Origin of the sequence: Actinoplanes sp. NBRC 101535, assembly GCF_030269225.1 — a bacterium.
GTDB classification, from domain to species: domain Bacteria; phylum Actinomycetota; class Actinomycetes; order Mycobacteriales; family Micromonosporaceae; genus Actinoplanes; species Actinoplanes rectilineatus.
The window spans coordinates 21,050-46,149 of the sequence record NZ_BSSY01000013.1; the positions used below are offsets into that span (position 1 = coordinate 21,050).

Annotated in this window: 21 protein-coding genes; 15 read left to right on the forward strand and 6 right to left on the reverse strand. The window is 70.0% G+C overall.

Features of this window, described 5'->3' with window-relative positions; genetic code table 11:
* Window positions 1-26: 26 nt before the first annotated feature.
* Complete coding sequence (locus QSK32_RS30380) at window positions 27-2,090, reverse strand: S9 family peptidase (RefSeq protein WP_045747579.1); 2,064 nt, start codon at window positions 2,088-2,090, stop codon at window positions 27-29.
* 126 nt (window positions 2,091-2,216) lie between these two features.
* On the opposite strand from QSK32_RS30380, the gene QSK32_RS30385 reads away from it, so the two are divergent.
* Window positions 2,217-3,344 (forward strand): FAD-binding oxidoreductase, encoded by a 1,128-nt coding sequence (locus tag QSK32_RS30385; protein ID WP_285473842.1) that lies wholly within the window; start codon window positions 2,217-2,219, stop codon window positions 3,342-3,344.
* Here the strand turns inward: QSK32_RS30385 and QSK32_RS30390 are convergent.
* Together QSK32_RS30390 and QSK32_RS30395 are read right to left on the reverse strand one after the other, a co-directional pair.
* The gene (locus QSK32_RS30390; RefSeq protein WP_045747558.1) at window positions 3,327-4,397 is read right to left on the reverse strand and encodes a type III polyketide synthase; all 1,071 of its coding nucleotides are present in this window, start codon (window positions 4,395-4,397) and stop codon (window positions 3,327-3,329) included. The two genes, QSK32_RS30385 and QSK32_RS30390, sit on opposite strands and share 18 nt — an antisense overlap.
* A gap of 229 nt (window positions 4,398-4,626) precedes the next feature.
* Window positions 4,627-6,663: a SpoIIE family protein phosphatase gene (locus tag QSK32_RS30395; protein WP_052721169.1), complete on the reverse strand. Its 2,037-nt coding sequence runs from the start codon at window positions 6,661-6,663 to the stop codon at window positions 4,627-4,629.
* Window positions 6,664-6,777: 114 nt separating this feature from the next.
* Between QSK32_RS30395 and QSK32_RS30400 the strand changes: the two genes are divergently transcribed.
* The 3 genes from QSK32_RS30400 (at window position 6,778) to QSK32_RS30410 (ending at window position 12,646) form a co-directional block, all read left to right on the forward strand.
* The gene (locus QSK32_RS30400; RefSeq protein ID WP_285473843.1) at window positions 6,778-11,181 is read left to right on the forward strand and encodes a HAMP domain-containing protein; all 4,404 of its coding nucleotides are present in this window, start codon (window positions 6,778-6,780) and stop codon (window positions 11,179-11,181) included.
* Window positions 11,182-11,221: 40 nt separating this feature from the next.
* Window positions 11,222-11,770 (forward strand): response regulator, encoded by a 549-nt coding sequence (locus tag QSK32_RS30405; RefSeq protein WP_045740445.1) that lies wholly within the window; start codon window positions 11,222-11,224, stop codon window positions 11,768-11,770.
* 84 nt (window positions 11,771-11,854) lie between these two features.
* Window positions 11,855-12,646, forward strand: coding sequence for a hypothetical protein (locus tag QSK32_RS30410; protein WP_045740446.1), 792 nt, complete (start codon window positions 11,855-11,857; stop codon window positions 12,644-12,646).
* A gap of 99 nt (window positions 12,647-12,745) precedes the next feature.
* Here QSK32_RS30410 and QSK32_RS30415 read toward each other — a convergent pair whose 3' ends face one another.
* On the reverse strand, window positions 12,746-13,072 hold the full coding sequence (locus QSK32_RS30415) for an STAS domain-containing protein (protein ID WP_045740447.1): 327 nt from the start codon (window positions 13,070-13,072) through the stop codon (window positions 12,746-12,748).
* A 124-nt stretch (window positions 13,073-13,196) separates the two neighbouring features.
* Here QSK32_RS30415 and hemL point away from each other — a divergent pair, with 124 nt between their 5' ends.
* Genes hemL through ccsB form a run of 6 tightly spaced genes read left to right on the forward strand, consistent with a single transcriptional unit; the run spans window position 13,197 to window position 19,121 of the window.
* On the forward strand, window positions 13,197-14,543 hold the full coding sequence (hemL, locus tag QSK32_RS30420) for a glutamate-1-semialdehyde 2,1-aminomutase (protein WP_285473844.1): 1,347 nt from the start codon (window positions 13,197-13,199) through the stop codon (window positions 14,541-14,543).
* A complete protein-coding gene (locus QSK32_RS30425; protein ID WP_045740449.1) occupies window positions 14,540-15,196 on the forward strand; it encodes a histidine phosphatase family protein in 657 nt (218 codons plus the stop codon). Before hemL ends, QSK32_RS30425 begins: the two co-directional genes overlap by 4 nt.
* A gap of 1 nt (window position 15,197) precedes the next feature.
* The gene (locus QSK32_RS30430; protein ID WP_045740450.1) at window positions 15,198-15,752 is read left to right on the forward strand and encodes a TlpA family protein disulfide reductase; all 555 of its coding nucleotides are present in this window, start codon (window positions 15,198-15,200) and stop codon (window positions 15,750-15,752) included.
* Window positions 15,752-16,540, forward strand: a complete 789-nt coding sequence (locus QSK32_RS30435) for a cytochrome c biogenesis CcdA family protein (RefSeq protein ID WP_045740451.1) — start codon at window positions 15,752-15,754, stop codon at window positions 16,538-16,540. Before QSK32_RS30430 ends, QSK32_RS30435 begins: the two co-directional genes overlap by 1 nt.
* Complete coding sequence (resB, locus tag QSK32_RS30440) at window positions 16,537-18,171, forward strand: cytochrome c biogenesis protein ResB (RefSeq protein ID WP_045740452.1); 1,635 nt, start codon at window positions 16,537-16,539, stop codon at window positions 18,169-18,171. The genes QSK32_RS30435 and resB overlap by 4 nt, the downstream gene beginning before the upstream one ends.
* Window positions 18,171-19,121 (forward strand): c-type cytochrome biogenesis protein CcsB, encoded by a 951-nt coding sequence (ccsB, locus tag QSK32_RS30445; protein WP_045740453.1) that lies wholly within the window; start codon window positions 18,171-18,173, stop codon window positions 19,119-19,121. The genes resB and ccsB overlap by 1 nt, the downstream gene beginning before the upstream one ends.
* Before the next feature lie 86 nt (window positions 19,122-19,207).
* On the opposite strand, the gene QSK32_RS30450 is transcribed toward ccsB, so the two are convergent.
* Entirely contained in the window at window positions 19,208-20,059 is an 852-nt protein-coding gene (locus tag QSK32_RS30450) for a hypothetical protein (protein ID WP_245673821.1), read from the reverse strand.
* Window positions 20,060-20,174: 115 nt separating this feature from the next.
* On the opposite strand from QSK32_RS30450, the gene QSK32_RS30455 reads away from it, so the two are divergent.
* The 5 genes from QSK32_RS30455 to QSK32_RS30475 are packed head-to-tail and all read left to right on the forward strand — an operon-like array spanning window position 20,175 to window position 24,751.
* Entirely contained in the window at window positions 20,175-21,635 is a 1,461-nt protein-coding gene (locus QSK32_RS30455) for a menaquinone biosynthesis decarboxylase (protein WP_285473845.1), read from the forward strand.
* Window positions 21,632-22,519 carry a menaquinone biosynthesis prenyltransferase MqnP gene (gene mqnP / locus QSK32_RS30460; protein ID WP_045740455.1) on the forward strand — a complete coding sequence of 296 codons (888 nt, stop codon included), beginning with the start codon at window positions 21,632-21,634 and terminating at the stop codon, window positions 22,517-22,519. The genes QSK32_RS30455 and mqnP overlap by 4 nt, the downstream gene beginning before the upstream one ends.
* A 31-nt stretch (window positions 22,520-22,550) precedes the next feature.
* Window positions 22,551-23,060 carry a SigE family RNA polymerase sigma factor gene (locus tag QSK32_RS30465; RefSeq protein WP_083448812.1) on the forward strand — a complete coding sequence of 170 codons (510 nt, stop codon included), beginning with the start codon at window positions 22,551-22,553 and terminating at the stop codon, window positions 23,058-23,060.
* Window positions 23,044-24,087: a hypothetical protein gene (locus QSK32_RS30470; RefSeq protein ID WP_045740457.1), complete on the forward strand. Its 1,044-nt coding sequence runs from the start codon at window positions 23,044-23,046 to the stop codon at window positions 24,085-24,087. Before QSK32_RS30465 ends, QSK32_RS30470 begins: the two co-directional genes overlap by 17 nt.
* Window positions 24,088-24,103: 16 nt before the next feature.
* On the forward strand, window positions 24,104-24,751 hold the full coding sequence (locus QSK32_RS30475; RefSeq protein ID WP_045740458.1) for a UbiX family flavin prenyltransferase: 648 nt from the start codon (window positions 24,104-24,106) through the stop codon (window positions 24,749-24,751).
* Here QSK32_RS30475 and QSK32_RS30480 read toward each other — a convergent pair.
* Entirely contained in the window at window positions 24,724-24,999 is a 276-nt protein-coding gene (locus QSK32_RS30480; protein WP_045740459.1) for a BldC family transcriptional regulator, read from the reverse strand. The two genes, QSK32_RS30475 and QSK32_RS30480, sit on opposite strands and share 28 nt — an antisense overlap.
* Window positions 25,000-25,100 lie beyond the last annotated feature (101 nt).

The following is a 25,100-nucleotide window of genomic DNA, read 5'->3' on the forward strand; positions in this document are numbered from 1 at the left end:
CGGATGCGGGCGCTCGCACTCCAGATCTAGAGAGCCTTGACCGCGTCCAGGATCCAGGAGAGCACGAAGGCCTCCTCCTTCCAGGAGTCGTAGCGGCCGCTCGGGCCGCCGTGGCCGGCGCCCATCTCGGTCTTGAGCAGGTATTCGCCGTCCGGGGCGACCGCGCGCAGGCGCGCGATCCACTTGGTCGGCTCGTGGTACAGCACGCGGGTGTCGTTGAGGCTGGTCACCGCGAGGATCTTCGGGTACGCCAGCGCGGACACGTTCTCGTACGGGCTGTACGACTTCATGTACGCGTAGACCTCGGCGGACTCGAGCGGGTTGCCCCACTCCTCCCACTCGGTGACGGTCAGCGGCAGCTCCGGGTTGAGGATCGAGGTCAGCGGGTCCACGAACGGCACCTCGGCCACGATCCCGGCGAACGCCTCCGGTGCCAGGTTGGCCACCGCGCCCATCAGCAGACCACCGGCCGAGCCGCCCCGCGCGACCAGCCGGGACGCCGACGTCCACCGGCCGCGGACCAGCGCCTCGGCGGCGGCCACGAAGTCGGTGAAGGTGTTCTTCTTGGCCAGCATCTTGCCGGACTCGTACCAGTTGCGGCCCATCTCGCCGCCGCCGCGTACGTGCGCGATCGCGAAGACCACCCCGCGGTCCAGCAGGGACAGCCGGGCGATCGAGAAGTACGGGTCGATCGAGTGCTCGTACGAGCCGTAGCCGTAGAGGACCGCGGGCGCCGCACCGTCCCGGGCGACACCCTTGCGGGTCACGATCGAGATCGGGACGCGGGTGCCGTCGGGTGCCGTCGCCCACTCGCGGAACTGTTCGTAGTCGGCGGGGTCGTAACCGCCGAGCACCGGCTTCTGCTTGCGCAGCGTCATCGAACGGGTGACCAGGTCGACGTCGTAGACCGAGTCCGGCGTGACCATCGAGGTGTAGCTGATCCGCACCGAGGACGTGTCGTACTCCGGGTTGCTCGCCAGGCCGACGCTGAACAGCGGCTCGGCGAACTCCATGTCGTAGGACGCGGTGCTGCCGTCGGCGATCACCCGCAGGCCGGTCAGCCCGTCCCGGCGGATCGAGACCACGATGTGCCGGACGAACGCGTCCACGCCCTCCAGCCGGGTGCCGGGCTCGTGCGGGATCAGCTCGATCCACTCGCCGGGGCTGTCCACCGACGTGCACGCCAGGGCGAAGTCCTCGGCGTCCCGGTTGTGCAGGATCAGGAACCGGTGACCGTGGTGCTCGATCGAGTACTCGACGCCCTGCCGGCGCTCGGCGAGCAGGGTCGGCTCGGCGGTCGGGTCGTCCGCCGGGATCACCCGTACCTCGGAAGTGATCTTGCTCTGGGCGTCGATGACGATGAACTTCTCGCTGCGGGTCAGCTCGACGCCCACCCAGAAGCGCTCGTCCGGCTCCTCGTAGACGACGGTGTCGGTGGTCTCGCCGATGACGTGCCGCCACACCCGGTTCGGCCGCCAGGCCTCGTCCACGGTGATGTAGAACAGCACGCTGCCGTCGGCCGACCAGGCGCTGCCGTAGAACGCGTCCGGCACCTCGTCGGGCAGGACCGTGCCGGTCCGCAGGTCCTTGACCCGCAGGGTGAACCGCTCGTCGCCGTCGAAGTCGGTGGAGAAGGCGAGCAGGTGGCCGTCCGGGCTGATGTCGAACGTGCCCAGGGCGAAGAAGTCCCGGCCCTCGGCGAGTTCGTTGCCGTCGAGCAGGATCTCCTCGCCGGGCCGGTCGTCACCGGTCGGCGGGGCGGTCTCGTCCGGGCGGACCGGAACCCGGCACTGGATGCCGTACTGCTTGCCCTCGACCGTGCGGGTGTAGTACCAGTAACCGCCTTTGCGGCTCGGCACCGACAGGTCGGTCTCCTGGGTCCGCCCCTTGATCTCTCCGAAGATGGTCTCGCGCACGGTCTCGAGGTGCGACGTCGCCTGATCCGTCCAGGCGTTCTCCGCCTTCAGATGATCGAGGGTCGCGGGATCCTCCTTGTTCTCGAGCCAGGCGAACTCATCGATGACCGTGTCGCCGTGAAAGGTGCGCTCGGTGGAAGACCGGCGAGCGATGGGTGGGCCTTCAATCGTCACCGGAAACACGTTACCGGCCGATTGGTCCGGAGTGAGTTTCTTACGCACGTGGACCTCGACTATTCGAACGTGTGTACGATGTGCCAGAGTGGACGATCTTCAGGGATCTCGATGGAGGCCTCAGACGTGACCGACCCCCTTCTCGATGAGCTCGTGGGCATCTGCGGCCCCGGCTTCGCCCGCCCGGCGCGTTCGGTCGACAAGGTCGCCGGGCAGGACGCCTCGCTGGTGGCGGTGCCGGCGACGGCCCGGTCCGCGGCCGCGGTCCTGCGTCTCGCCGCCGAGCACGGCCTCGCGGTCCGGGCCCGCGGCGCCGGCAGCAAGATCGATTGGGGCCGCCGGCCCGAGCGCGTCGACCTGATCATCGACACCGCCCGGCTGAACGGGATGTGGAACCACGAGGGCGACACCGCGACCGTCGCGGCCGGCACCCCGGTCGCCGCGGTCCAGGCCGCCCTTCGCCTCTCCGGCCGGCGTCTCGCCACCGATCCGCCGTCACCGCGGGCCACCGTCGGCGGGATGCTCGCGGTCAACGAATCCGGCCCGCTGCGCCTGCGGTTCGCCAGCCCGGCCGCGCAGACCGTCAGCGTGGAGTACGCCGACTCCTCCGGCGAGGTCCGGGACTCCGACGGCGAGGACGGCCGCCCCGGCATCGCCGAGATCGACGGCGTGCTCACCGCGGCGGTCCTGCGCCTGGAGGAACTGCCGGCGGCCCGCCGGTGGATCGGCTGCCCGGTCGCCACCCCCGCCGACGTCAGCGAACTCATCACCCGGGCGGTCGCCGAGGAGTGGGAGCCGCACGGCATGGAGGCCGACCTGCCGGGCCCCGGCGGCGGGACGTTCGTGCTGCTCTTCGAGGGCGACGAGACCGAGGTCGCGGCACGGGTGAAACGGGTCGCCGCGGCCTGGGGTGGCGAACCGATGACCGCGCCGGAACCGCCGCCCTGGTGGGGTCGCTACCCGTTCGGCCGGGGCGACGTCGGCCTGCGGATCGCCGCCCGGTCCCGGGACCTGCAGGCGGTGGCGTACTCGTTGCGGGACATCGCCGGGCCCACGGTGGCGATCCGCGGGTCGGTCGGCGTCGGCACGCTGCACGCGGCGCTGCCGCCGGAGACGACCGCGAACCGGGTTCGGGAGATCGTCTCCGGCCTGCAACAGGTTCTGGTCGGGCGGCGCGGCAGGCTGGCGGTCGTGTCGGCGCCGCCGGAACTGGCCGCGGAGATCGAGATGATCGAGCTACGTCACCTGTTCTGAGCGTGACGACTGCAGGACCGTGCCGTACAGGGTGAGACCGGGGCCGAACGCGAGCATCAGGATCCGGTTCGGCGGGCGCTCCTGGTGGAGCAGCTTGTCGAGCACCAGCAGTACGGTCGGCGACGAGCAGTTCCCGTGCGCCGCCAGGACGCCCCGGGAGGCGGCCAGCGCCTGGTCGTCCAGCCCGAGTTGCTCCTGCACCACATCGAGGATCTTCGGCCCGCCGGGGTGGACCGCCCAGCCGTCCACGTCGGCGACCGTCAGGCCGTGCCGGGCGAGCAGATCGTCGACCAGGTTGCGGACGTGCGCCGCGAGCACGTCCGGCACCTGTGGCGACAGGCCCATCCGGAAACCCTGATCGGTCACCTCCCAGGTCATGTGGTCGGCGGTGGCGGCGTCGGTGATCGCGGCGACCTCGCCGACCGTCCAGCCACCGAGCAGGTGCTCCTCGGGTGTCAGCACCACGGCGGCGGTGGCGTCCGAGAACAGCGCGTGCGAGACGATCTGCTGCACGTCGTCGCGGCTGCCGGGCGGCTGCAGGTGCAGGCTGGTCAGCTCGGCGCAGAGCAGCAGCGCCGGCCGTCCGCGGGCGACCACGTAGTCGCTGACCGCGCTGATGCCGGGCAGGGCGGCGTAACAGCCCATGTGCCCGACGAACAGGCGCTGCACGCCCGGCCGCATGCCGAGGTCGCGGGCCAGCATGATATCCAGGCCGGGTGTCGCGTACCCGGTGCAGGAACAGACGGCGAAGAGCCCGATGTCCTCGGCGCCCAGGCCGGCCTCGGCCAGTGCCCGGCTCACCGCGGCCTTGCCGAGCGGTATCGCCTCCACCTGGTACCGGCGCATCCGCTGCTCGGTGGACCATTGGGCGACGTCCTCCAGCAGCGGGCTCACCACCGCCTGCCGGGTGCGGACCCCGGAGTTGTCGAAGATCCGTTTGGCCAGGACGCGCTGGGCGCCGCTGTAGTGCTGAGCGAAGTAACCCTCCCAGACCCTGTCCTGGTCGGCTGATGGTGGCAGTGCCACGCCCAGTCCACTGATCATTGCTCGCATGCAGGTCCCCCCGTTGACTTGCTTCGGCGTTTGCCCACCTTGTCAGTTTTTAGGCGCATAAAAAGGGTGATTTTGATTAGGCGCGGAGAGCGAGGGTTAAGTTTCTTACGATTCCGTCACGGATCCCCACATACGGGTGAGCGCGGTCAGCCGGGCGTTGCCGCGCCCCGCTGACCGCGCTCATCACTTCCTTGCGGCCGAACGCCCCGATAGTTGAGGTCCGGCGCGTTCAGGCGTCGTTGCGCAGCACCAGGATCGCGATGTCGTCGCGGGGCTCCTCGACCGAGAAATTGATCGTGGTGGAGCGCAGCCGGGCCGCGGTCACATCCGCCGGATAACCGGCGAGCGGCGCGGCGGCCTCCTTGAGCCGGCCCGAACCGAACAGCTCACGCCCGCGACGGCGCTCGGTGACCCCGTCGGTGTAGAAGATCAGCGAGTCACCCGGGTTGAGGGTGATCGTGACGTCCGGCGACGTGATCGTCTCCAGCAGGCCCAGCGCGGTGCCGCCCTCGCCGACGAACGACGTCCGGCCGTCCGCACGGACCAGCACCGCCCGGTCGTGCCCGGCCAGGTGCAGACAGACGGTCAGCTCACCGTCGCCGCCCCGGGTCACCGACGCCATCGCGAGCGTGCAGTACCGCCCGCCGCCACGCTGGACCAGCGTGCGGTTGACCCGCCAGAGGATCTCGCTGAGCGCCTTGCCGTCGTCGACCAGGATCCGGATCACGTCCCGGACCAGGCCGGTCACCGTCGCAGCCTGGACGCCCTTGCCGGACACGTCACCGACCACGACGAGCCACTGGTCCTCGCCGAACGGGATGACGTCGTAGAAGTCACCGCCGACCTCGGAGCCGGTCGGGACGTACTCCGCGGCGAAGCCGATGCCGTCGACGTGCGGCAGAGCCGGCGGCAGCAGCGAGGCCTGCAGGGTGCGGGCCACCGCGCGCCGTTCGTCGTGGATCCGGGCGTTGTCGATGGCCAGGGCGGCCCGCCGGGCCACGTCCTCCAGCACGGCGACCTCGTCCGGGTCGTGCCGGTGCTTCGGGTGCCGTCCCACGGCCAGCGTGCCGAGCCGGACGCCCCGGGCCACCAGCGGCACCGCGTAACCCTCCATCGGCGCGCCGAACATCACCTGGGTGCCGAGCCGGGAGGTCTCCTCCAGCCGGGCCAGCACCGACTCCGGACCGTCCTCGGCGAGCGTGGCGTGCAGCTGGGCGAGCGCCGCCTCCTCGGCGTGGGTGGCGGCGGCCAGTTGGAGGCGGCCCCACGCGTCGGTGGTGTGCACCGCGCACCACTGGCCCAGCCGCGGCACCACCAGCTGCGGGATCAGGGCCATCGTCAGGTTGACGTCGAGAGACTGGGCGAGCAGTTCGCTGGCCTCGGCGAGGAACGTCATCCAGGTCTGCCGGCGGATGTCGGCGCGGCGCAACCGGTCGTTCTCCACGTGCAGCGAGATGCGTTCGGCGACGATGCCGGCCAGTGCCTGCGCGAAGCCGAGCGGGGAGGCGTCCAGCTCCAGCTCACCGGAGTACGGCCGCTGCAGGCTGAACGGGATCCGGATGGTGTCGGCGTTGTCCCGTGGCGCCCGCCCGTACCGGGCGAGCAGCTGACGGCCGGTGCCGTCGCCGCGGTCCAGGCGCATCACGCCACCGGCCGCGCCGGTCAGGTGGGCGAGCCGGGAGAGCAGGTCGGCGGCGAGGTCGCCGATGCCGTCGTCGGAGGGCCGGTCGACGCCGCCGCGCAGCAGGCCGGTGAGCGCGCCCAGGCTGGGCGTCTCGGCAGGGCCGGGCACCCGGACCGGGGCGATGTCACCCGCACGCTGGTCGAGGCGGAACCAGACACCCTTGCCGTCGCCCTCGTGCACGGTGCCCCAGCGGCTGGCGAAATGGTCGACAAGCAGCAGGCCGCGCCCGCGTTCGGCCACCTCGCCGATGTCGGCGCTCTCGTTGCGCGGCCCGACCGCGAGCTGCTCGACCGGGCCGGGGGCGAAGTCGGTGACCGTGACGGTCAGTCCGCCCGAGTCGGCGGCCACCTCGATCTCCAGCTCGGTGTTGGCGTGCACCACGGCGTTGGTGGACAGCTCGGTGGTCAGCAGCAGAGCCTCGTTGAGCAGGCTGATCAGCCCGCTCTCCTCGAGCACCGAGCGGACGAGTGCGCGGGCCGCCGCCGGGGTACGACGATCATTGGGGAGTCTGGTCCGGCGCACCAGAGCACCGGACGACGCCCCTGATGGGATGCTCGTCCTGGTTCCGACCTCGGCTGGCACCCATGCATCCTCTCCCTTAGGTGGGTGTATGCACAAAGTCGTCTCTCGCATTGACCCGGTCGGGCGAGAGAGGATTAGCCGACCCCCGGCCGTTGGACAGCGAGTGAGGACAGCATGACTGCGGCGAAAGAAGCCAGCGTCGGCGTGCCCGACGAGACCGTTCTGCTCGATGAGCTCGCCGACGCCCTGCGCCGGGTGCGGCGGGGTGATCTCAAAGTCCGCCTGCCGCGGCGCAGCGGCATGGCCGGGTCGGTGGCGGAGGCGTTCAACGAGGTCGTCTCCCTGCAGGAGCGGCAGAATCTCGACATGCGCCGGATCAGCCGGATCGTCGGTCGCGACGGCCGGCTCACCGAGCGTCTGGACGAGGAGGGGCTGGACGGCGCCTGGGCGGACAGCGTCCGCTCGGTGAACTCCCTGATAGACGACCTGGCCCGGCCGACCACCGAGATCTCCCGGGTGATCGTGGCGGTGGCCGAGGGCGACCTCTCCCAGCACATGGCGCTGGAGATGGACGGCCGCCCGCTGCGTGGCGAGTTCCTCCGGATCGGCCGCACCGTGAACACCATGGTCGACCAGCTGTCCTCGTTCGCCGACGAGGTCACCCGGGTCGCGCGGGAGGTGGGCACCGAGGGCGAGCTGGGCGGCCAGGCGGACGTCCGCGGCGTGGCCGGCACCTGGAAGGACCTCACCGACTCGGTGAACACCATGGCGTCGAACCTGACCCACCAGGTGCGCTCGATCTCGCAGGTGGCGACCGCGATGGCCCGTGGCGACCTGTCCCAGAAGATCACCGTGTCCGCGCGTGGTGAGGTGGCCGAGCTGGCCGACACCATGAACGGTCTGACCGACACCCTGCGGCTCTTCGCCGAGCAGGTCACCCGGGTGGCCCGCGAGGTGGGCACCGAGGGCAAGCTGGGCGGCCAGGCCGAGGTGCCGAACGTGGCCGGCACCTGGAAGGACCTCACCGACTCGGTGAACTCGATGGCGTCGAACCTGACCAGTCAGGTCCGCAACATCGCGCAGGTGTCGACGGCGGTGGCCAAGGGCGACCTGTCGCAGAAGATCACGGTGGCCGCGCAGGGCGAGATCCTGGAACTCAAGGACACCGTGAACACCATGGTCGACCAGTTGTCGTCGTTCGCCGACGAGGTGACGCGGGTGGCCCGCGAGGTGGGCACCGAGGGCCGGCTGGGCGGTCAGGCCCAGGTCCGCGGCGTCTCCGGCACCTGGCGCGACCTCACCGAGAACGTGAACCAGCTCGCCGCCAACCTCACCGCCCAGGTCCGCAACATCTCGCAGGTGTCGACGGCGGTGGCCAAGGGCGACCTGTCGCAGAAGATCACGGTCGACGCCCGGGGCGAGATCCTCGAGCTGAAGAACACCGTGAACACGATGGTGGATCAGTTGTCGTCGTTCGCCGACGAGGTCACGCGGGTGGCCCGCGAGGTGGGCTCGGAGGGCAAGCTCGGCGGTCAGGCCCAGGTCAAAGGTGTTTCGGGTACGTGGCGCGACCTCACCGACAACGTCAACTACATGGCGACGAACCTGACCAGTCAGGTCCGCAACATCGCCTCGGTCACCACCGCGGTGGCGAAGGGCGACCTCGGTCAGAAGATCACGGTCGACGCCCGGGGCGAGATCCTCGAACTCAAGTCGACGGTCAACACCATGGTCGACCAGTTGTCGTCGTTCGCCGACGAGGTGACCCGGGTGGCCCGCGAGGTCGGCACCGAGGGCAAGCTCGGCGGTCAGGCGCAGGTGCGCGGGGTGGCCGGCACGTGGCGCGATCTGACCGACAACGTCAACTCGATGGCGTCGAACCTGACCAGTCAGGTCCGCAACATCGCGCAGGTGTCGACGGCGGTGGCCAAGGGCGACCTGTCGCAGAAGATCACCGTCGACGCGCAGGGCGAGATCCTCGAGCTGAAGAACACCGTGAACACCATGGTCGACCAGCTGTCGTCGTTCGCCGACGAGGTGACCCGGGTGGCCCGCGAGGTGGGCTCGGAGGGCAAGCTCGGTGGTCAGGCGCAGGTGCGCGGGGTGGCCGGCACGTGGCGCGACCTGACCGACAACGTCAACTACATGGCGTCCAACCTGACCGGGCAGGTCCGCAACATCGCCTCGGTCACCACCGCGGTGGCGAAGGGCGACCTCGGTCAGAAGATCACGGTCGACGCCCGGGGCGAGATCCTCGAGTTGAAGAACACCGTGAACACGATGGTGGACCAGTTGTCGTCGTTCGCCGACGAGGTGACCCGGGTGGCCCGCGAGGTGGGCTCGGAGGGCAAGCTCGGGGGTCAGGCCCAGGTCAAAGGCGTTTCGGGTACGTGGCGCGACCTCACCGACAACGTCAACCAGCTGGCCTCGACGCTCACCATCCAGCTGCGTGCCATCGCCGAGGTGTCGACCGCGGTGACCCGTGGTGACCTGACCCAGAGCGTCGCGGTCGAGGCGCAGGGCGAGGTGGCCGAGCTCAAGGACAACATCAACCAGATGATCGTGACGCTCCGCGACACCACCAAGACCAACGCGGAGCAGGGCTGGCTCGACTCCAACCTCGCCCGGATAGGAGGTCTGCTCCAGGGGCAGCGGGACGTCGACGAGGTCTGCCGCATGATCATGACCGAGGTGACGCCGCTCGTCGACGCCCAGCTCGGCGCGTTCTTCCTGGTCGACAACGAGGAAGCGGTGATGCGGCTGCGCCTGGCCGCGGCGTACGGCTACGTCGCCCGCGACTACGAGGTGACCTTCGGGCCGGGCGAGGGACTGGTCGGCCAGGCCGCGGTGTCCCGCCGCACGATACGGGTCCGCGCGACCCACGACGGCATACTGACCATGCGTTCCGGGCTGCTCGCGATGCCGCCCAACGACCTGGTGGTGCTGCCGGTGCTGTTCGAGGGCGAGATGCTCGGCGTGATCGAGTTCGCGTCGGTGGCGGCCTTCTCCGGACTGCACCTGACGTTCCTGGAGCGGCTGGTCGCGACGATCGGAGTCGCGCTCAACACCATCCAGGCCAACCGGCGCACCGAGGAGTTGCTGGCACAGTCGCAGCGCCTGGCCCGGGAGATGCAGGACCAGTCGGCGGAGTTGCAGCGCACCAACGCCGAACTGGAGGACAAGGCCAAGCTGCTCAGCGACCAGAAGGCCAACATCGAGCTGAAGAACCGCGAGATCGAGCTGGCCCGGCTCGGCCTGGAGGAGAAGGCGCAGCAGCTGTCGCGGGCCAACACGTACAAGTCCGAGTTCCTGGCCAACATGAGCCACGAGCTGCGGACACCGCTGAACTCCCTGCTGCTGCTGGCCCGGCTGCTGGCCGACAACAGCGACCAGAACCTGACCGGCAAGCAGATCGAGTTCGCCCGGACGATCCACAGTGCGGGTTCCGACCTGCTGTCGTTGATCGACGACATCCTGGACCTGTCGAAGATCGAGGCCGGCCGGATGGACGTGGAGACCGACATCGTCGACTTCGACGGCATCCGCAGCTACGTCGAGCAGGCGTTCGTGCCGCAGGCCGAGGACAAGGGCCTGCGGTTCCGCGTGGACGTGGCGCCGGAGCTGCCCGACTCGATCGTCACCGACCCGCAGCGTCTCCAGCAGATCCTGCGCAACCTGCTCTCCAACGCGGTCAAGTTCACCGACTCCGGCTCGGTGACGCTGAGCATCTTCGCCGCCCGCGCGGACGCCGACCTGGACGTACCGTCGCTGTTGTCGGCCCGGCAGGTGGTCGGGTTCGCGGTCAGTGACACCGGCATCGGCATCTCCGACGAGAAACTGGCGATCATCTTCGAGCCGTTCCAGCAGGCCGACGGCACCACCACCCGCAAGTACGGCGGCACCGGGCTGGGCCTGTCGATCAGCCGGGAGTTCGCCGCGCTGCTCGGCGGCACGATCACGGTCGCCTCGGTCCCGGGGGAGGGCTCGACCTTCACGCTCTACATGCCCGAGGCGCTGGTGCCGGACGCCATTCCGATGCCGGTGCTGCCGCCGGTCCCGGCGAAGGCGATCTCGGTACGCCCGGCGGCCTCGCTGGACATGCCGCTGATGGAGATGCCGTCGCTTGTCACACCCCGGCAGGAGGAGAAACCGGTCTCCACCCCGGCCGGCCGCAAGCTGGACGGCGCCACCGTGCTGATCATCGACGACGACGTGCGTAACGTCTTCGCCCTGACCAGCGCGCTCGAGATGCACGGCCTGAACGTGCTCTACTCCGACAACGGCGTCGACGGGGTCCGCATCCTGGCCGAGCACCCGGAGATCGACATCGTGTTGATGGACGCGATGATGCCGGATCAGGACGGGTACGAGACGACCCGGGGAATCCGGCGCAATCAGCGCTTCCAGGACCTGCCGGTAGTCTTCCTGACGGCGAAGGCGATGCCGGGCGACCGGGAATCGGCCATCGCGGCCGGCGCGAGTGACTACATCACGAAACCCGTCGATCTCGACGAGTTGATCGAGCTGATGGCGCGCTGGGTGAACGCGGAGGGGAAGACGACGCCGGAACGAGGCTGACCCGTCGGAGGGAACCGAGCTGTGGGTGAGGTGAGCGGACGTGGGTGAGCGCGCCAAGGCGCTGCTGGTCGACGACCGGAAGGACAACCTGCTGGCCCTGGAGGCGATCCTCCAGGGGCTGCCGGTGACGGCGGTGGCGGTGGAGAGCGGCGAGGCCGCCCTCAAGCAGCTGCTCACCGACGACTTCGCGGTGATCCTGCTGGACGCGCACATGCCCAACATGGACGGTTTCGAGACCGCCAGCCACATCAAGCGGCGGGAACGGACCCGGCATGTGCCGATCCTGTTCCTGACCGCCGCCGACCGGGACGCACAGCTGGCCCTGCGGGGATACGCGGTCGGCGCCGTCGACTACCTCACCAAGCCGTTCGACCCGTGGGTGCTGCGCGCCAAGGTCTCCATCTTCGTCGAGCTGTGGACCAAGAGTCAGCAGCTCAAGGCGCAGGCCGAGGCGTCCAGGGAGCGTGAGGCGCAGTGGCAGCGGTTGACCGGGACGGTCGACGAGGCGGCCCGGGTGCTGCGGGCCGGTGGCGCGGACGCGGCCGGTGAGGCGCTGGAACTGCTGGAGAAGGAGCGCTGGGGCAGCTGATCCGGCTGTGACCTGGGTCACCGGGGACAACCTTGCCGGGTGAGGAAGCCACTACCGGGACGTGATCACCATGCGGCGGCCGCGATGACGCTCATCGAACCCGAGCTGCGCGCTGCGCTGCGTGCCGAAGCGGCGGCTCACCGGCCGGACCGCGAGGCGATGCTCAACCGGATCACCCGGCAGACCATGCGCACCGCCGCGGTACGGGACCGGCCGGCCCCGCGGCTGAAGATCGCCGGAGCGGCGGTGGCGGTCGCCGCGATCCTCGGCGGTGGCGGCATCGCCCAGTGGTCGCTGGCCGGCGACGGGGAACCCCGTCCGGCGCCCCGCCCGCCGAGCGTGGTCCTCCCGGTCACGCCGTCCCCGGACGTCACGGTGTCGTCCCCGGCGGTGCCGGACGGATCGCCGTCGGCGACATCCCGGCGCAGCAGGAGCCGTCCGCCGGCGTCCGCGGGGCCCACCTCGCCCAGTGCCGTGCCGGACGTGGCCACCACCGAGCGCGGGCCGGTCTGGTCGGACGGTTCGGTCGACGCCGGCGACTCGCAGGGCAGCAGCGTGGTCACCCTGAAGACGACCGAGCGACTCAGCACGCTGGAGGTCACCATCCGGGTGGCACGGACCCCCGAGCTGGTCTCCCGGGGCGGCAGCCGCCAGGTGCCCGGCGCGAGCGTGACCACCGCGGTCACCGAGGAACCGGACGCCCTGGTCTACCGGTTCGTGCTCTCCTCCGGCGACGTCCTGGAACCGGGGACGTACGTCTTCTACGCGCGGTACACGCATGCCGCCGGTGGACGTGACGCCGGTGCGGACGCCTACGCCGCGGTCGCCGGAACGGACGCCGACGGCACGGTCACCGTTGCCGGGGCTTTCGGTTAGAAGTACGTCTTTCCACAGCCGACGCTGCCCACAGGAAGCGGTCGCTGACGGTGTGGCAGCATCGCGCGTATGTTCGGGGCGGCGGAGTGCGGCGCCGGTCTAGGCGGTGCTGCTGATCATCAGGGCGCTGCGCAGACCGGTGATGTCCAGCACCCGCATCAGGAACTCGCCGACGTTCGCCAGGGAGAGCACCGCACCGGCGTGCTGCGCCTTGCGGCTGAGCACCACGAGCGTCCCCAGGCCCTGCGAGTCGCAGAAGGTCACGCCGGACATGTCGAGCACGATGCGCACCGGCGGATCGGGCAACAGATCGTTGACGATCGCGGCGAGCTCGGTGACCGTGAGCACGTCGACTTCCCCGGCGAGCTGGATCACCACCTCGTCCGGGACACGGTGCACCGTGATCGACAGCTCGGGTCGTTCCACACGGATGAGCCTATCCTCTTCAGGGCGAATCGGCCTGTCCGGCACGGTCAGAGCCACCGCGTCGGGGCACCATCCGATGACGTGAACAACCCTCTCGAGACACCTGCCGTACGCCGCTGACAGAATGGGAACCGCTGTGACCACGACATATCCCGCCGCGGATCTTCCGTATCCGGAGGACGCCCCGGTTTCCCAGTCCCTGTTCGACCGCGCCCGGACCATCGTGCCCGGCGGGGTCAATTCACCTGTGCGGGCGTTCCACGCGGTCGGTGGCACCCCCCGATTCATGGTCTCCGGCAGTGGACCGTGGATGACCGACGCGGACGGGCGGCGCTACGTCGACCTGGTCTGCTCCTGGGGCCCGCTGATCCACGGCCACGCCCATCCGGAGATCGTCGGGGCGGTGCAGCGGGCCGCGGCGCTCGGCACCAGCTTCGGCACCCCGACCCAGGGCGAGGTCGACCTGGCCGAGGAGATCGTCCGGCGGACGGCGGTGGACGAGGTCCGGCTGGTCAACTCGGGCACCGAGGCGACGATGACCGCGATCCGCCTGGCCCGCGGCTTCACCGGCCGGTCCAAGATCGTGAAGTTCGCCGGGTGCTACCACGGGCACGTGGACGCCCTGCTCGCCGCGGCCGGTTCCGGCGTGGCGACGCTCGGCCTGCCGGACTCGCCCGGTGTCACCGGCGCGGCCGCCTCCGAGACCATCGTGCTGCCCTACAACGACGCGGCCGCGGTCGAGGCGGCCTTCGCCGCCGAGGGCGACCAGATCGCCGCGATCATCACCGAGGCGGCGCCGGGCAACATGGGCGTGGTCGCGCCCCGCGACGACTTCAACGGCCGCCTCGCCGAGATCGCGCACCGGCACGGTGCCCTGCTGATCGTCGACGAGGTGATGACCGGCTTCCGCGTCTCGGCCGGCGGCTGGGCCGGTCTGCACCCGGTCGACGCCGACCTCTACACCTTCGGCAAGGTGATGGGCGGTGGTCTGCCCGCCGCGGCCTTCGGCGGCCGTCGCGAGATCATGTCGCGGCTGGCGCCGGCCGGACCGGTCTACCAGGCGGGCACGCTCTCCGGGAACCCGCTGGCCTGCGCGGCCGGCCTGGCCTCGCTGCGGCTGGCCGACGAGGGCGTCTACAAGCGGCTGGACGAGCTCTCCGGCACGGTCGGCACGATCGTCGCGGACGCTCTCACCGCCGCCGGGGTGCCGCACCGCCTGTCGTACGCGGGCAACATGTTCTCGGTCTTCTTCACCGAGAACGAGGTCGTCGACTACGAGTCGGCGAAGACCCAGAACGCCGCGGCGTTCAAGGGTTTCTTCCACGCCATGCTGGCCCGCGGTGTCTACCTGCCGCCGAGCGCCTTCGAGTCGTGGTTCGTGTCGACCGCGTTGGATGACGCGGCACTGGAGCAGATCGCCGCAGCCGCACCGCACGCGGCTCGGGCGGCCGCGGAGGAGACGCAGCGGTGAGCGAGCCGACCAAGACCACGGTGCACGTGTTCCGGCACGGTGAGGTGTTCAACCCCACCAAGATCCTTTATGGCCGGTTGCCCGACTTCCACCTCTCCGAGTTGGGCCACCAGATGGCCAAGGCGGCCGCCGGGACGCTCGCCGGCCGGGACGTCACCCACCTGGTGTCGAGCCCGCTCGAGCGCGCCCAGGAGACCGCCGCGCCGTTCGCCGCCGAGCTCAAGCTGGACATCGCGACCGACGTCCGGCTGATCGAGAGCGCGAACTACTTCGAGGGCAAGAAGGTGTCGGCCGGCGACGGCGCGTTCGGCAACCCGCGGCACTGGTGGGTGCTGCGCGACCCGATCACCCCGTCCTGGGGCGAGGCCTACCTGGTGATCGCCCAACGGATGTTCGAGGCGCTGCAGGCCGCCCGGGTCGCCGCCGAGGGCCACGAGGCGGTCTGCGTCTCGCACCAGCTGCCGATCTGGACCCTGCGCCGCTACATCGAGGGCAAGCGCCTCTGGCACGACCCGCGTAAGCGCGAATGCGGCCTGGCCAGCCTCACCTCGTTCCGTTTCGAGGGCTCGAAGGTGGTCGGCATCGACTACTCCGAGCCCGCGGCGCACCTGGTCGCCCTCTCGGCGACCGCCAAGACCGCCAAGGGGGCGTGACATGCGCCGTCTCGTCGCTCTTCCGGTCGCTGTTCTCGTCACCGCCGGCGCCCTGGCCGGCTGCGGCACGGAGAACTGGACGCAGAACTGCACCACCACCAACGGTGTGATCGAGTGCGACGAGGCGGACCGCCCCCAGGTCGACGGTGTCTCCGGCGAACTGCTCGGCGGCGGGACGTACGACGTCGCGTCCGACCGCGGCAAGGTCGTCGTGGTCAACTTCTGGGGTTCGTGGTGCGCGCCGTGCCGCGCCGAGGCGGACGACCTGGAGAAGACGTACCAGGCGACCAAGGAGAAGGGCGTCACGTTCGTCGGGGTGAACACCCGCGACGACCGGGACTCCGCCACGAACTTCGAGCGGGGCCGGGTCACCTACGGCAGCCTGTTCGACCCGGACGGCGCGGTCGCCATCAAGATCGACGCGACCAACAACGCCACGCCGGCCACGCTGGTCCTGGACCGGGAGGGCCGGATCGCGGTCGCGCTGCGCCGGGCCACCACCAACGGTGAGCTCCAGCCCCTCGTGGAACGGGTGGCGGCGGAAGGAAACGGCTGATGGGCGACGCGTTCTACAGCACCGCGCTCAACGGGCCGATGCTGCTCGCGATCGGCGCGGCCGTCGTCGCCGGGCTGGTCAGCATCCTCTCGCCCTGCGTCCTGCCACTGGTCCCGGGCTATCTCTCCTACGTGACCGGCCTGGCCGGCTCCGACCTGGAGACGATGACCGGCACCGGCACCGGCGACGGGAGCCGCCGGCTGGCGGTCAAGGGCCGGGTCCTGCTCGGCAGCAGCCTGTTCGTGCTCGGCTTCGCGGTCGTCTTCACGCTGCTCACCTCGCTGGTGGCGAACATCGGTTTCACCCTGCTGACCCACCGGGACGTCCTGAACACCGTGCTCGGCGTGCTGGTCATCATCCTGGGACTGGGTTACCTGGGCTGGATCCCGGGCTTCCAGCGGGAGGCCCGGTTCAGCAAACTGCCGGCCGCCGGGCTGCTCGGCGCCCCGGTCTTCGGCGCGATCTTCGCGGTCTCCTGGATCCCCTGCGTCGGACCGACCCTGGGCGCGGTCGCCGCCCTGGCCACCACGAGCGGGCAGACCGACCGGGCCGTGATCCTCGCGCTGGCCTTCAGCCTCGGACTGGGCGTGCCGTTCATCCTGTTCGGCCTCTTCTTCCGCCGGCTGCTCGGCGTGTTCACGGCGATCCGCCGCAACAGCCGCTGGGTCACCCGGGTCGGTGGTGCGCTGCTGATCATCATCGGGCTGACCCTGGTCACCGGCCAGTGGAACTACTTCCTGGCCTGGCTGATGACCACCTTCAACTTCGGCGGTGATCTGCTGCTGTGACCGTCGTCGAGGACCGGCCCGCCACCGCCGACGCGCCACCGCCGCGCCGGGTCAACCCCGTCTGGGCACTGCTGCGCAACTCCTGGCGACAGCTCACCAGCATGCGTACGGCCCTGGTACTGCTCTTCCTGCTCGCGGTGGCGGCGGTTCCGGGTTCGATCTTCCCGCAGCGGTCGGTGAACCGGGAGAACGTCTCGGAGTACTTCACCGCGCACCCGAAACTCGCGCCGGTGATCGACCGGCTGGGCGCCTTCGACGTCTACGCGTCACCGTGGTTCGCCGCGATCTACCTGTTGCTGTTCACCTCGCTCATCGGGTGTGTGCTGCCCCGGCTGCGGGATCACGCGCGAGCGCTGCGCAGCGTACCCCCGCAGGCACCGAAGCGGATGGACCGCCTGCCGCACCATGTGGCAGCGAGCCCGCGCCCGGAGGCCCCTGACGCCGCGGCACAGGCCATCGCCCGTGGCCTGCGCCGCAAGATGTTCCGCACCCGGGTCCGCGAGGAGGGCGACGGCAGCTGGACGGTCTCCGCCGAGAAGGGCTACCTCAAGGAGACCGGCAACCTGCTGTTCCACCTCGCCCTGCTGTCCGTGCTGATCGGGGTCGGGTTCGGCCACTGGTACGGCTGGCACGGCAACCGCATCCTGGTGCAGGGCCAGGACCAGGGATTCTGCTCGGCGCTCCCGCAGTTCGACGAGGCGACGCTGGGCCCGCGGCTGACCGCGAGTGATCTGCCGAAGTTCTGTCTCGAGCTGACCGACTTCCAGTCGACGTTCCAGGACAACGGGCAGCCCAAGTCGTTCGGCGCCACCGTCGAGGTGACCGAGGACGGCGGGCCGGCGACCACCCGGACCTTCACGGTCAACGATCCGCTGCGACTCGACGGCGCGAACATCAACCTGATCGGCCAGGGCTACGCGCCGGTGCTGCGCTACACCGACAAGTACGGCGTCGCCCAGACCAAGGTCGTCCCGTTCCTGCCCACCGACCTGATGATGACCAGCGAGGGCGTCGCCCAGTTCCCGGACGCCAACGTGGACCCGGCGACCAACAACCGCGACGACAAGCAGCAGGTCGGCTTCGAGGGCGTGTTCCTGCCGACCGCCGGCACCGACGGCAGTGCGGCGTCGCGGTTCCCGGCCCTCGACGATCCGGTCCTCTACCTCAGCGCCTACCGCGGCGACCTGGGCCTGGACGTCGGCATCCCCGGCTCGGTCTACTCGCTGGACCGCGACCAGATCGACAGCGGCAGACTCCAGAAGATCAGCGGCGACCGTCCCCAGGTGCTGCGACCGGGCCAGAGCTGGACCCTCGACGACGGCGGCAGACTGGAGTTCGTCGAGGTCCGGCGGCTCGCCACGATCTCCCTGCGGCACGACCCGGCGCAGGTGACCATGCTGATCGGTTCGGTGCTGGGGCTGATGGGCCTGATGCTGTCGCTCTCCGTGCACCGGCGCCGGATCTGGTTCCGGGTGCTCCCGGCGGACGACACCGACACCGGCACCGGCGGTAGCGTGGTCGAAGCCGGTGGTCTGCCCCGCACCGACCACGCCGGATTCGGCGACGAATTCGCGGCGCTCACCGAGACGGCGCTCGCCCGCGATCACGATTCTGAGGAAGGGAAGAGCTGATGGCGGAGTGGTCCGACCAGTTGATGGCGCTGACCGTGCTGGCCTACCTGGCGGCCATGGTCTGTTACGCCGGTGAGTACGCGTTCGGTCAGCGCAGCCGGATCGGCAAGGCCGCGGCCCGCCAGCTGGTGGGCGCGGGTGCTCCCGCGGCGCCGGCCGCCGAGGAGAACACCCCCGCCAAACCGTCGAAGGGCGAGTGGGCCGGCCGGGTCGCCGTGGCCCTCAACGTCGTCGGCCTGGCGCTGCACCTGGGCACCGCGGCCACCCGTGGCATCGCCGCCGAGCGGATGCCCTGGGGCAACATGTACGAGTACATCGTCTCCACGACCCTGGTCGGTTCCGCGGTCTGGGTGGGTGTGCTGCTGCGCAAGCCGGTCCTGCGGCACCTCGGGCTGTTCGCGTCGCTGAGCCTGGTCGTGCTGCTCGGTGCGGCCAGCCTGATCGCGTACACCCCGGTCGGCCCGCTGGTCCCGGCGCTCAACTCGTACTGGTTCGTCTTCCACGTGTCGACGGTCATCATCTCGTCGGGCATCTTCCTGATCGGCGCGGTCCCGGCCGCGATGTTCCTGATCAAGAACGGTTACGACGAGGGCAAGCGGTCGTTCCCGTACACGCTGGGCAAGCGGGTGCCGGACGCCGGGATGCTGGAGCGTCTCACCTTCCGCCTGCACGCCTTCGCGTTCCCGCTGTTCACCTTCGGCGCGCTGATCGCCGGGCCGCTGTGGGCCGAGGCGTCCTGGGGGCGGTACTGGGGCTGGGACCCCAAGGAGGTCTGGGCGTTCATCTCCTGGGTCGTCTACGCCGCCTATCTGCATGCCCGGGCGACGCCGAGCGTCAAGCGGACGGTCGCGACGTGGATCGCGCTGCTCGGGTTCGTGACGATGCTGATGAACCTGTTCGGCGTGAACCTGTTCTTCGAGGGGCTGCACTCGTACGCGAACGCGGGCTGAATCGCGTCTCGCGTCTCGCATCCCGTGTCTTGCACTCGCGTCTCGTGACTCGTGACTCGTGGCGAGCGCGAGCCACGGGACACGGGTCAGCAGTCGCCCGCGGCCCAGGTGTCGTACCGGGTCACCCAGTCCAGGCAGAAGCCGCCCTGGACCTGCCGTAGACCCGGTTCGACACCGGTCACCGTGGGCACGTCCTCCCGCCAGAAGCGGGACGCGCCACCACCGGCCGGCCTCAGCTGCACGTTGTCCACGGTCACCCTGGGCAGGTCCAGCCGGGCCGGCTTCTTCGGATCCCCGTGCACCTCGACGTACTGCTCGATGTAGGCGGTCTCGCCGACCGGCAGTTTCTGGCTCGTCAGCAGGTTCCAGCGGTTGTTCCACCAGAGCCAGGCGCTCCACACCCCGCCGCCGTCGGTGTGCACGTCCAGCCAGACCCGGTCGCCGGTCTTCACCGCGTACTGGTCGTAGAACTGCCAGGCGTTGGTGTTGGTGTTGAACGTGTAGACCCGTGGCCGGCCGCCCCCGGACCAGCCGGTTCTCGCCCAGCCAGCCTCCAGCCAGGCGATCCGGCCGCGTTCGATCTCCCGTTTGGCCATGAACCGGGCGGCCACGAAGTCGTAGGTGCCGGTGCGGACGGTGCTGTCCACCACCGAGTACCGCCCGGACACCCCGCCCCACTCGCCGCTGGTGCCCGCGCCGAGGTGGTGGTAGCCGCTGGTGGCGGGTTTGGCCCGGTCGGGCGGTCCGGCCTTCTCCAGGATCGGGCCGGCGGCCCGGCAGGCACCCGGGGTTCCCGGACCGGCCGGCCCGGTCGGTGGGCGGGACGACTGGGGTCCGGGGGAGCAGGCCGGCAGTCCCCGGCCGGCGACGGCCGCCGGAACGGCCACGGTCAGGGCGGCTCCCAGACCGGCCAGTGCGAACCACCGAGCCACACGCACGGAGCACCCCTTGTCGATCGGGAGGGCAGTGTCGTCCCTCTCAACGCGAATACCCGATCACCAGTGACGGGACCTGCCAGGGAGGCGGCGGTGGGGCGGTGCCAGACTGGGGTGCATGGCGTCCCGTGGATTCCCCCATGCCGATCTGCAGAGCTTCCTGGCAGCCCTCGAGGAGGCCGGTGAGCTGCGTCGCATCACCGTTCCGGTGGATCCGACGCTGGAGATCAGCGAGGTGGTGACCCGGACCGTGCGGGCCGGCGGGCCGGCGCTGCTCTTCGAGCGCCCGACCCGCGGCGAGATGCCGCTGGTGATCAACCTGTTCGGCACCGAGAAGCGGATGGCGATGGCCCTCGGTGTCGACCGGCTGGACGAGGTCGGCGAGCGGATCGGCGCGCTGGCCAAGCCGGAGCTGCCGGTGGGCTGGTCCGGCATCCGTGAGGGCCTGGCCAAGGTGCTGCAGCTCAAGTCGGTGCCGCCGAAGAAGGTGAAGAGCGCCCCCTGCCAGGAGGTCGTGCTCAAGGGCGACGACGTGGATCTCGGTCTGCTGCCCGGCCTGCAGGTCTGGCCCGGTGACGGCGGCATCTTCCACAACTTCGGTCTGACGCACACCAAGCACCCGGAGACCGGCAAGCGCAACCTGGGCCTCTACCGGCTGCAGCAGCACTCCAGGAACTCCATCGGCATGCACTGGCAGATCCACAAGGACTCCACCGCCCACCACGCGGTGGCCGAACGCCTCGGGCAGCGTCTCCCGGTCGCCATCGCGATCGGCGCCGACCCGGTGGTCACCTACGCCGCGAGCGCCCCGCTGCCGTCCGACATCGACGAATACCTGTTCGCCGGCTTCCTGCGCGGTGAGCGGGTCGAGATGGTGGACTGCCTGACCGTGCCGCTGCAGGTGCCGGCCGAGGCGCAGATCGTTCTGGAGGGCTACATCGAGCCGGGTGAGCGGATGCCGGAGGGTCCGTTCGGGGACCACACCGGTTACTACACGCCGGTCGAGCCGTTCCCGGTGATGCACATCGAGACGATGACGATGCGCAAGAAGCCGATCTACCACTCGATCGTCACGTCGCAGCCGCCGCAGGAGGACCACGGCCTGGGCAAGGCCACCGAGCGGATCTTCCTGCCGCTGGCCAAGATCCTGATCCCGGACATCGTCGACTACGACATGCCGGCCGCCGGCGTCTTCCACAACTGCCTGATCGTCTCCATCCGCAAGCGCTACCCGAAGCACGCGCAGAAGGTGATGAACGCCATCTGGGGCGCCCACCTGATGTCGCTCACCAAGCTGATCGTCGTGGTGGACGAGGACTGCGACGTCCACGACTACAACGAGGTGGCGTTCCGCGCCTTCGGCAACGTCGACTACTCCCGCGACCTGCTGCTGACCGAGGGGCCGGTGGACCACCTGGACCACTCGTCCTACCAGCAGTTCTGGGGCGGGAAAGCGGGTGTCGACGCGACACGCAAGCTGCCGGCCGAGGGCTACACCCGCGGCTGGCCGGAGGAGATGGTGATGTCCCCGGAGGTCAAGAGCCTCGTGGACAAGCGGTGGAAGGAATACGGCATATGACGGCGGTCGTCGAGAAACCCGGCAAGGTCAAGGCGTTCCTGCGGCTGGTGATGATCGAGCACTCGATCTTCGCGTTGCCGTTCGCCTACCTGTCCGCGCTGGTCGCCATCGAACGGGACGGAACCGGACGGCACTGGCTCGACCTGGTGCTGGTCACGATCGCGATGGTGTCCGGGCGGACGTTCGCGATGGCGGCCAACCGGATCCTGGACCGCCGGATCGACGCGCTGAATCCGCGTACCAGGAACCGGGAGCTCGTCACCGGCGCGGTGAGTGTCCGGACGGCCTGGACCGGCGCGATCGTCTCGCTGGTCGTCATGATCCTGGCGGCCGGCCTGCTCAACCCGCTCTGCCTGCTGCTCTCGCCGCTCGCGGTGATCCCGCTGGTGGTCTACCCGTACGCCAAGCGGTTCACGAACTTCCCGCACTACGTGCTGGCGGTGGCCCAGGCGGTCGCCCCGGTGGGCGCCTGGCTGGCGATCACCGGCACCTTCGAGGGCTCCTGGCCCGCCTGGGTGCTCGGCGTCGCCGTGGGCCTGTGGATCGGTGGGTTCGACATCATCTACGCCTGCCAGGACGTGGAGGTGGACCGCGAGATCGGCGTGCATTCCACGCCGGCCCGGTTCGGGGTGGCGACCGCCCTGCACATCTCGACCGGCACGCACGTGCTGGCGTTCGCGCTGTTCGTCTGGTTCGGGCAGCTCGTCGGCCTGGGCTGGCTGTGGTGGATCGGCCTGGCGGTGACCGGCGCCGGCCTGGTCTACCAGCACGTGGTGGTGACCCCCACCGACCTGTCCAAGGTCAACCGGGCGTTCTTCACCGCGAACGGGTTCATCGCCATCGCGCTGTTCGCCTTCGCCCTACTGGATCTGATCCTGCTGTAACCGAATCCACGGCGATCTCCGTCCTATGGCCGTGAGCGAGAGAGAAGCCGAGTTCCGGGAGTTCGCCGGCGCGCGCATGGAAGCCTTGCGCGGGCTGGCGTACCTCACGTGCGGCGACTGGCAGACAGCCGAGGACGCGGTGATGTCCGCCCTGTCGAAGCTGTACGTCAAGTGGAACCGCATCGACAACCATGACGCGTACGCGCGTACCGCCGTGGTCCGGGCGGCCATCGACGAGACCCGCCGCCCGTGGTGGCGGCGGGAACGTGTGCACAGCCACGCGATGCCCGACCAGGTCGTGCCGGACGGCACCGGCCGGGTCGACGATCGTCTGCGCCTGCGGGAGGCGCTGCGCCACCTGCCCGCCCGGCAACGGGCCGTGCTGGTGTTGCGCTTCCTCGAGGGCCTCAGCGTGCAGCAGACCGCCGCCGCGCTGAAATGTCCCGAGGGCACGGTCAAGGTGTACACCTCGCGGGGACTCGCGGCGCTCCGGCAGATGTTCGGTACGGATCTGGAGGCGCGGCATGAAGCGGCTGTCTGACCTGATGGACGACGCGCGGACGGAGGCCCCGCCGATGGGGTTCGACGTGAACGACCTGGTCACGGCCGGCAAACGCCGGCAGATGCGGCGGACCACCGGGTGGGCGCTCGCGGCCGTGGTGGCGGTCGCCACCGCGATCGGGGTGCCGCAGATCGCCACCCGGGCGTCCACCGAGCCGGCGCTCCCGGCGGCGAAACCGAGTCCGACGGCGACGCCCAGTCCCTCGGTGACGCCCGCCACGGCGAAGGTCTTTCCGTCGGCGTTCGTCTTCCGCGGCTACCAGACCGCTGACTTCACCGTCACCGATCCGGACGGGATGGGGCTGTCCGGGTCCGGGGCGTCGATCACCCGGCTCGGCACGACGAAGGCGGAGGCCAGTCTGGAGGTGTACGTTCCCGGCGCCGTGCCGGTCCGGACCGGCACGGCGAAGGTCGTCAAGGCGGCGCCGGTCGGCGGCCGGGAGGCGTACTACCTGCGGGAGGGCGACCGGGAGAGCCTGTACTGGGAGTACGCCGACAACGCCCTCGCCGTGATCAGCGGGTTGGGGGCGGCCGACATGCCGAAGATGACCCGGGCCGAGCAGATGCAGGTGGCGAAGGGGTTCGCGCTCGGCGGCGGGAAGAACCTGCGGGTGCCGTTCCGGGTCGGCTCGGTGCCGCAGGGCTACCAGCTGCAGGCCGTGGGCACCACCAGCGCCTACCTGATGGCGTCGGGGCAGATCCGGGAGATCCTCGACCGTGGCGACCGCAGCCCCGGGATGGGCCCGGTCCGGGAACAGATCCAGCTGAACATCACGGAGTCCAACCCCTACAACGAGCAGTTCCGCGAATGCGACATCGAGGCGCTGACCTGCCGCAAGATGATGGCCGACGACCGGTACATCATCGAGTTCAACGCGGTCGACGTCAGCGTCGAGGAGTTCCGCGCGTTCATCGAGGCGGTCGAGCCCGCCGACCCGGACGACCCGTCCACCTGGACGGATGTGACCGAGGCCTTCCCCGCGTCGGTACAGGTCAGCCTGGAATAGCGGCACACTGGAAGGCATGCGCGAACCCTGGATCGTCGGCGTCTCCGGAGCGTCCGGCACCCCCTATGCCAAGGCGGTGCTGGCCGCTCTGCTGGACGCCGGCGAGTCCGTCGACCTGGTGGTCTCCCGGGCTGCCCGGCTCACCCTGCTGGACGAGACCGGCGCGACGATCCGGGACGCGCACTGGAAGGACGACGTGGCGGCCTGGATCGGCCGGGATCTCGGCGACCTGGCCTACTGGCCGGCCGGGGACCTGGCCGCCGGGCCGTCCAGTGGGTCGTACCCGGCGAAGGGCATGGCGGTCGTTCCGGCGAGCACGGCGTCGTGTGCCGGCATCGCCATCGGCCTGTCCAAGGATCTTCTTCAACGGGCGGCCGAGGTCAACCTCAAGGAGCGGCGGCGTACTGTCGTCGTCCCCCGGGAGACCCCGGTGACCCGTAGTCATCTGGAGCACCTGATCGCGCTTCACGACGCGGGTGCGGTGGTTCTCCCGGCCAGCCCCGGATTCTATGGATCCGGGGCTGACGCTACGGCGCAACAACTAGTCGATTTCGTGGCGGGAAAGGTGATGGACGCTTTGGGCGTACCACACACGCTTTTCCGAAGATGGACCGGTGATCTGGGTGAGGGACGCGGTCAGCGCAATCCGTTGGGCGGGCCGTAGCCCGCACCGGGATTGCTGGGACCGTTGTTGCGCGGCTTGTTGGCCGCGTCGTCCTCGCGCATTTCTTCGATCACGCCGTCGCCCTCGAGGAGGGCACGGACCTCTGACTCACGGAATCGGCGGTGTCCACCGGGAGTCCGGATGCTGCCGATGCGGCCGGCGGCGGCCCATCGCGTGACCGTCTTGGGGTCGACGCGGAATAGGGCAGCCACCTCGCCCGGTGTCAGCAGACGATCTCCAGTGTCCACAACCCCCTCCTCGGTTCGGTTTCTGGAGCGGCCGTGGTCACGGTGAGTGTCGGCTTGCTCGATCGGGACGTAAAGCCATTAGAGCACCGCCCCTGAAGCAA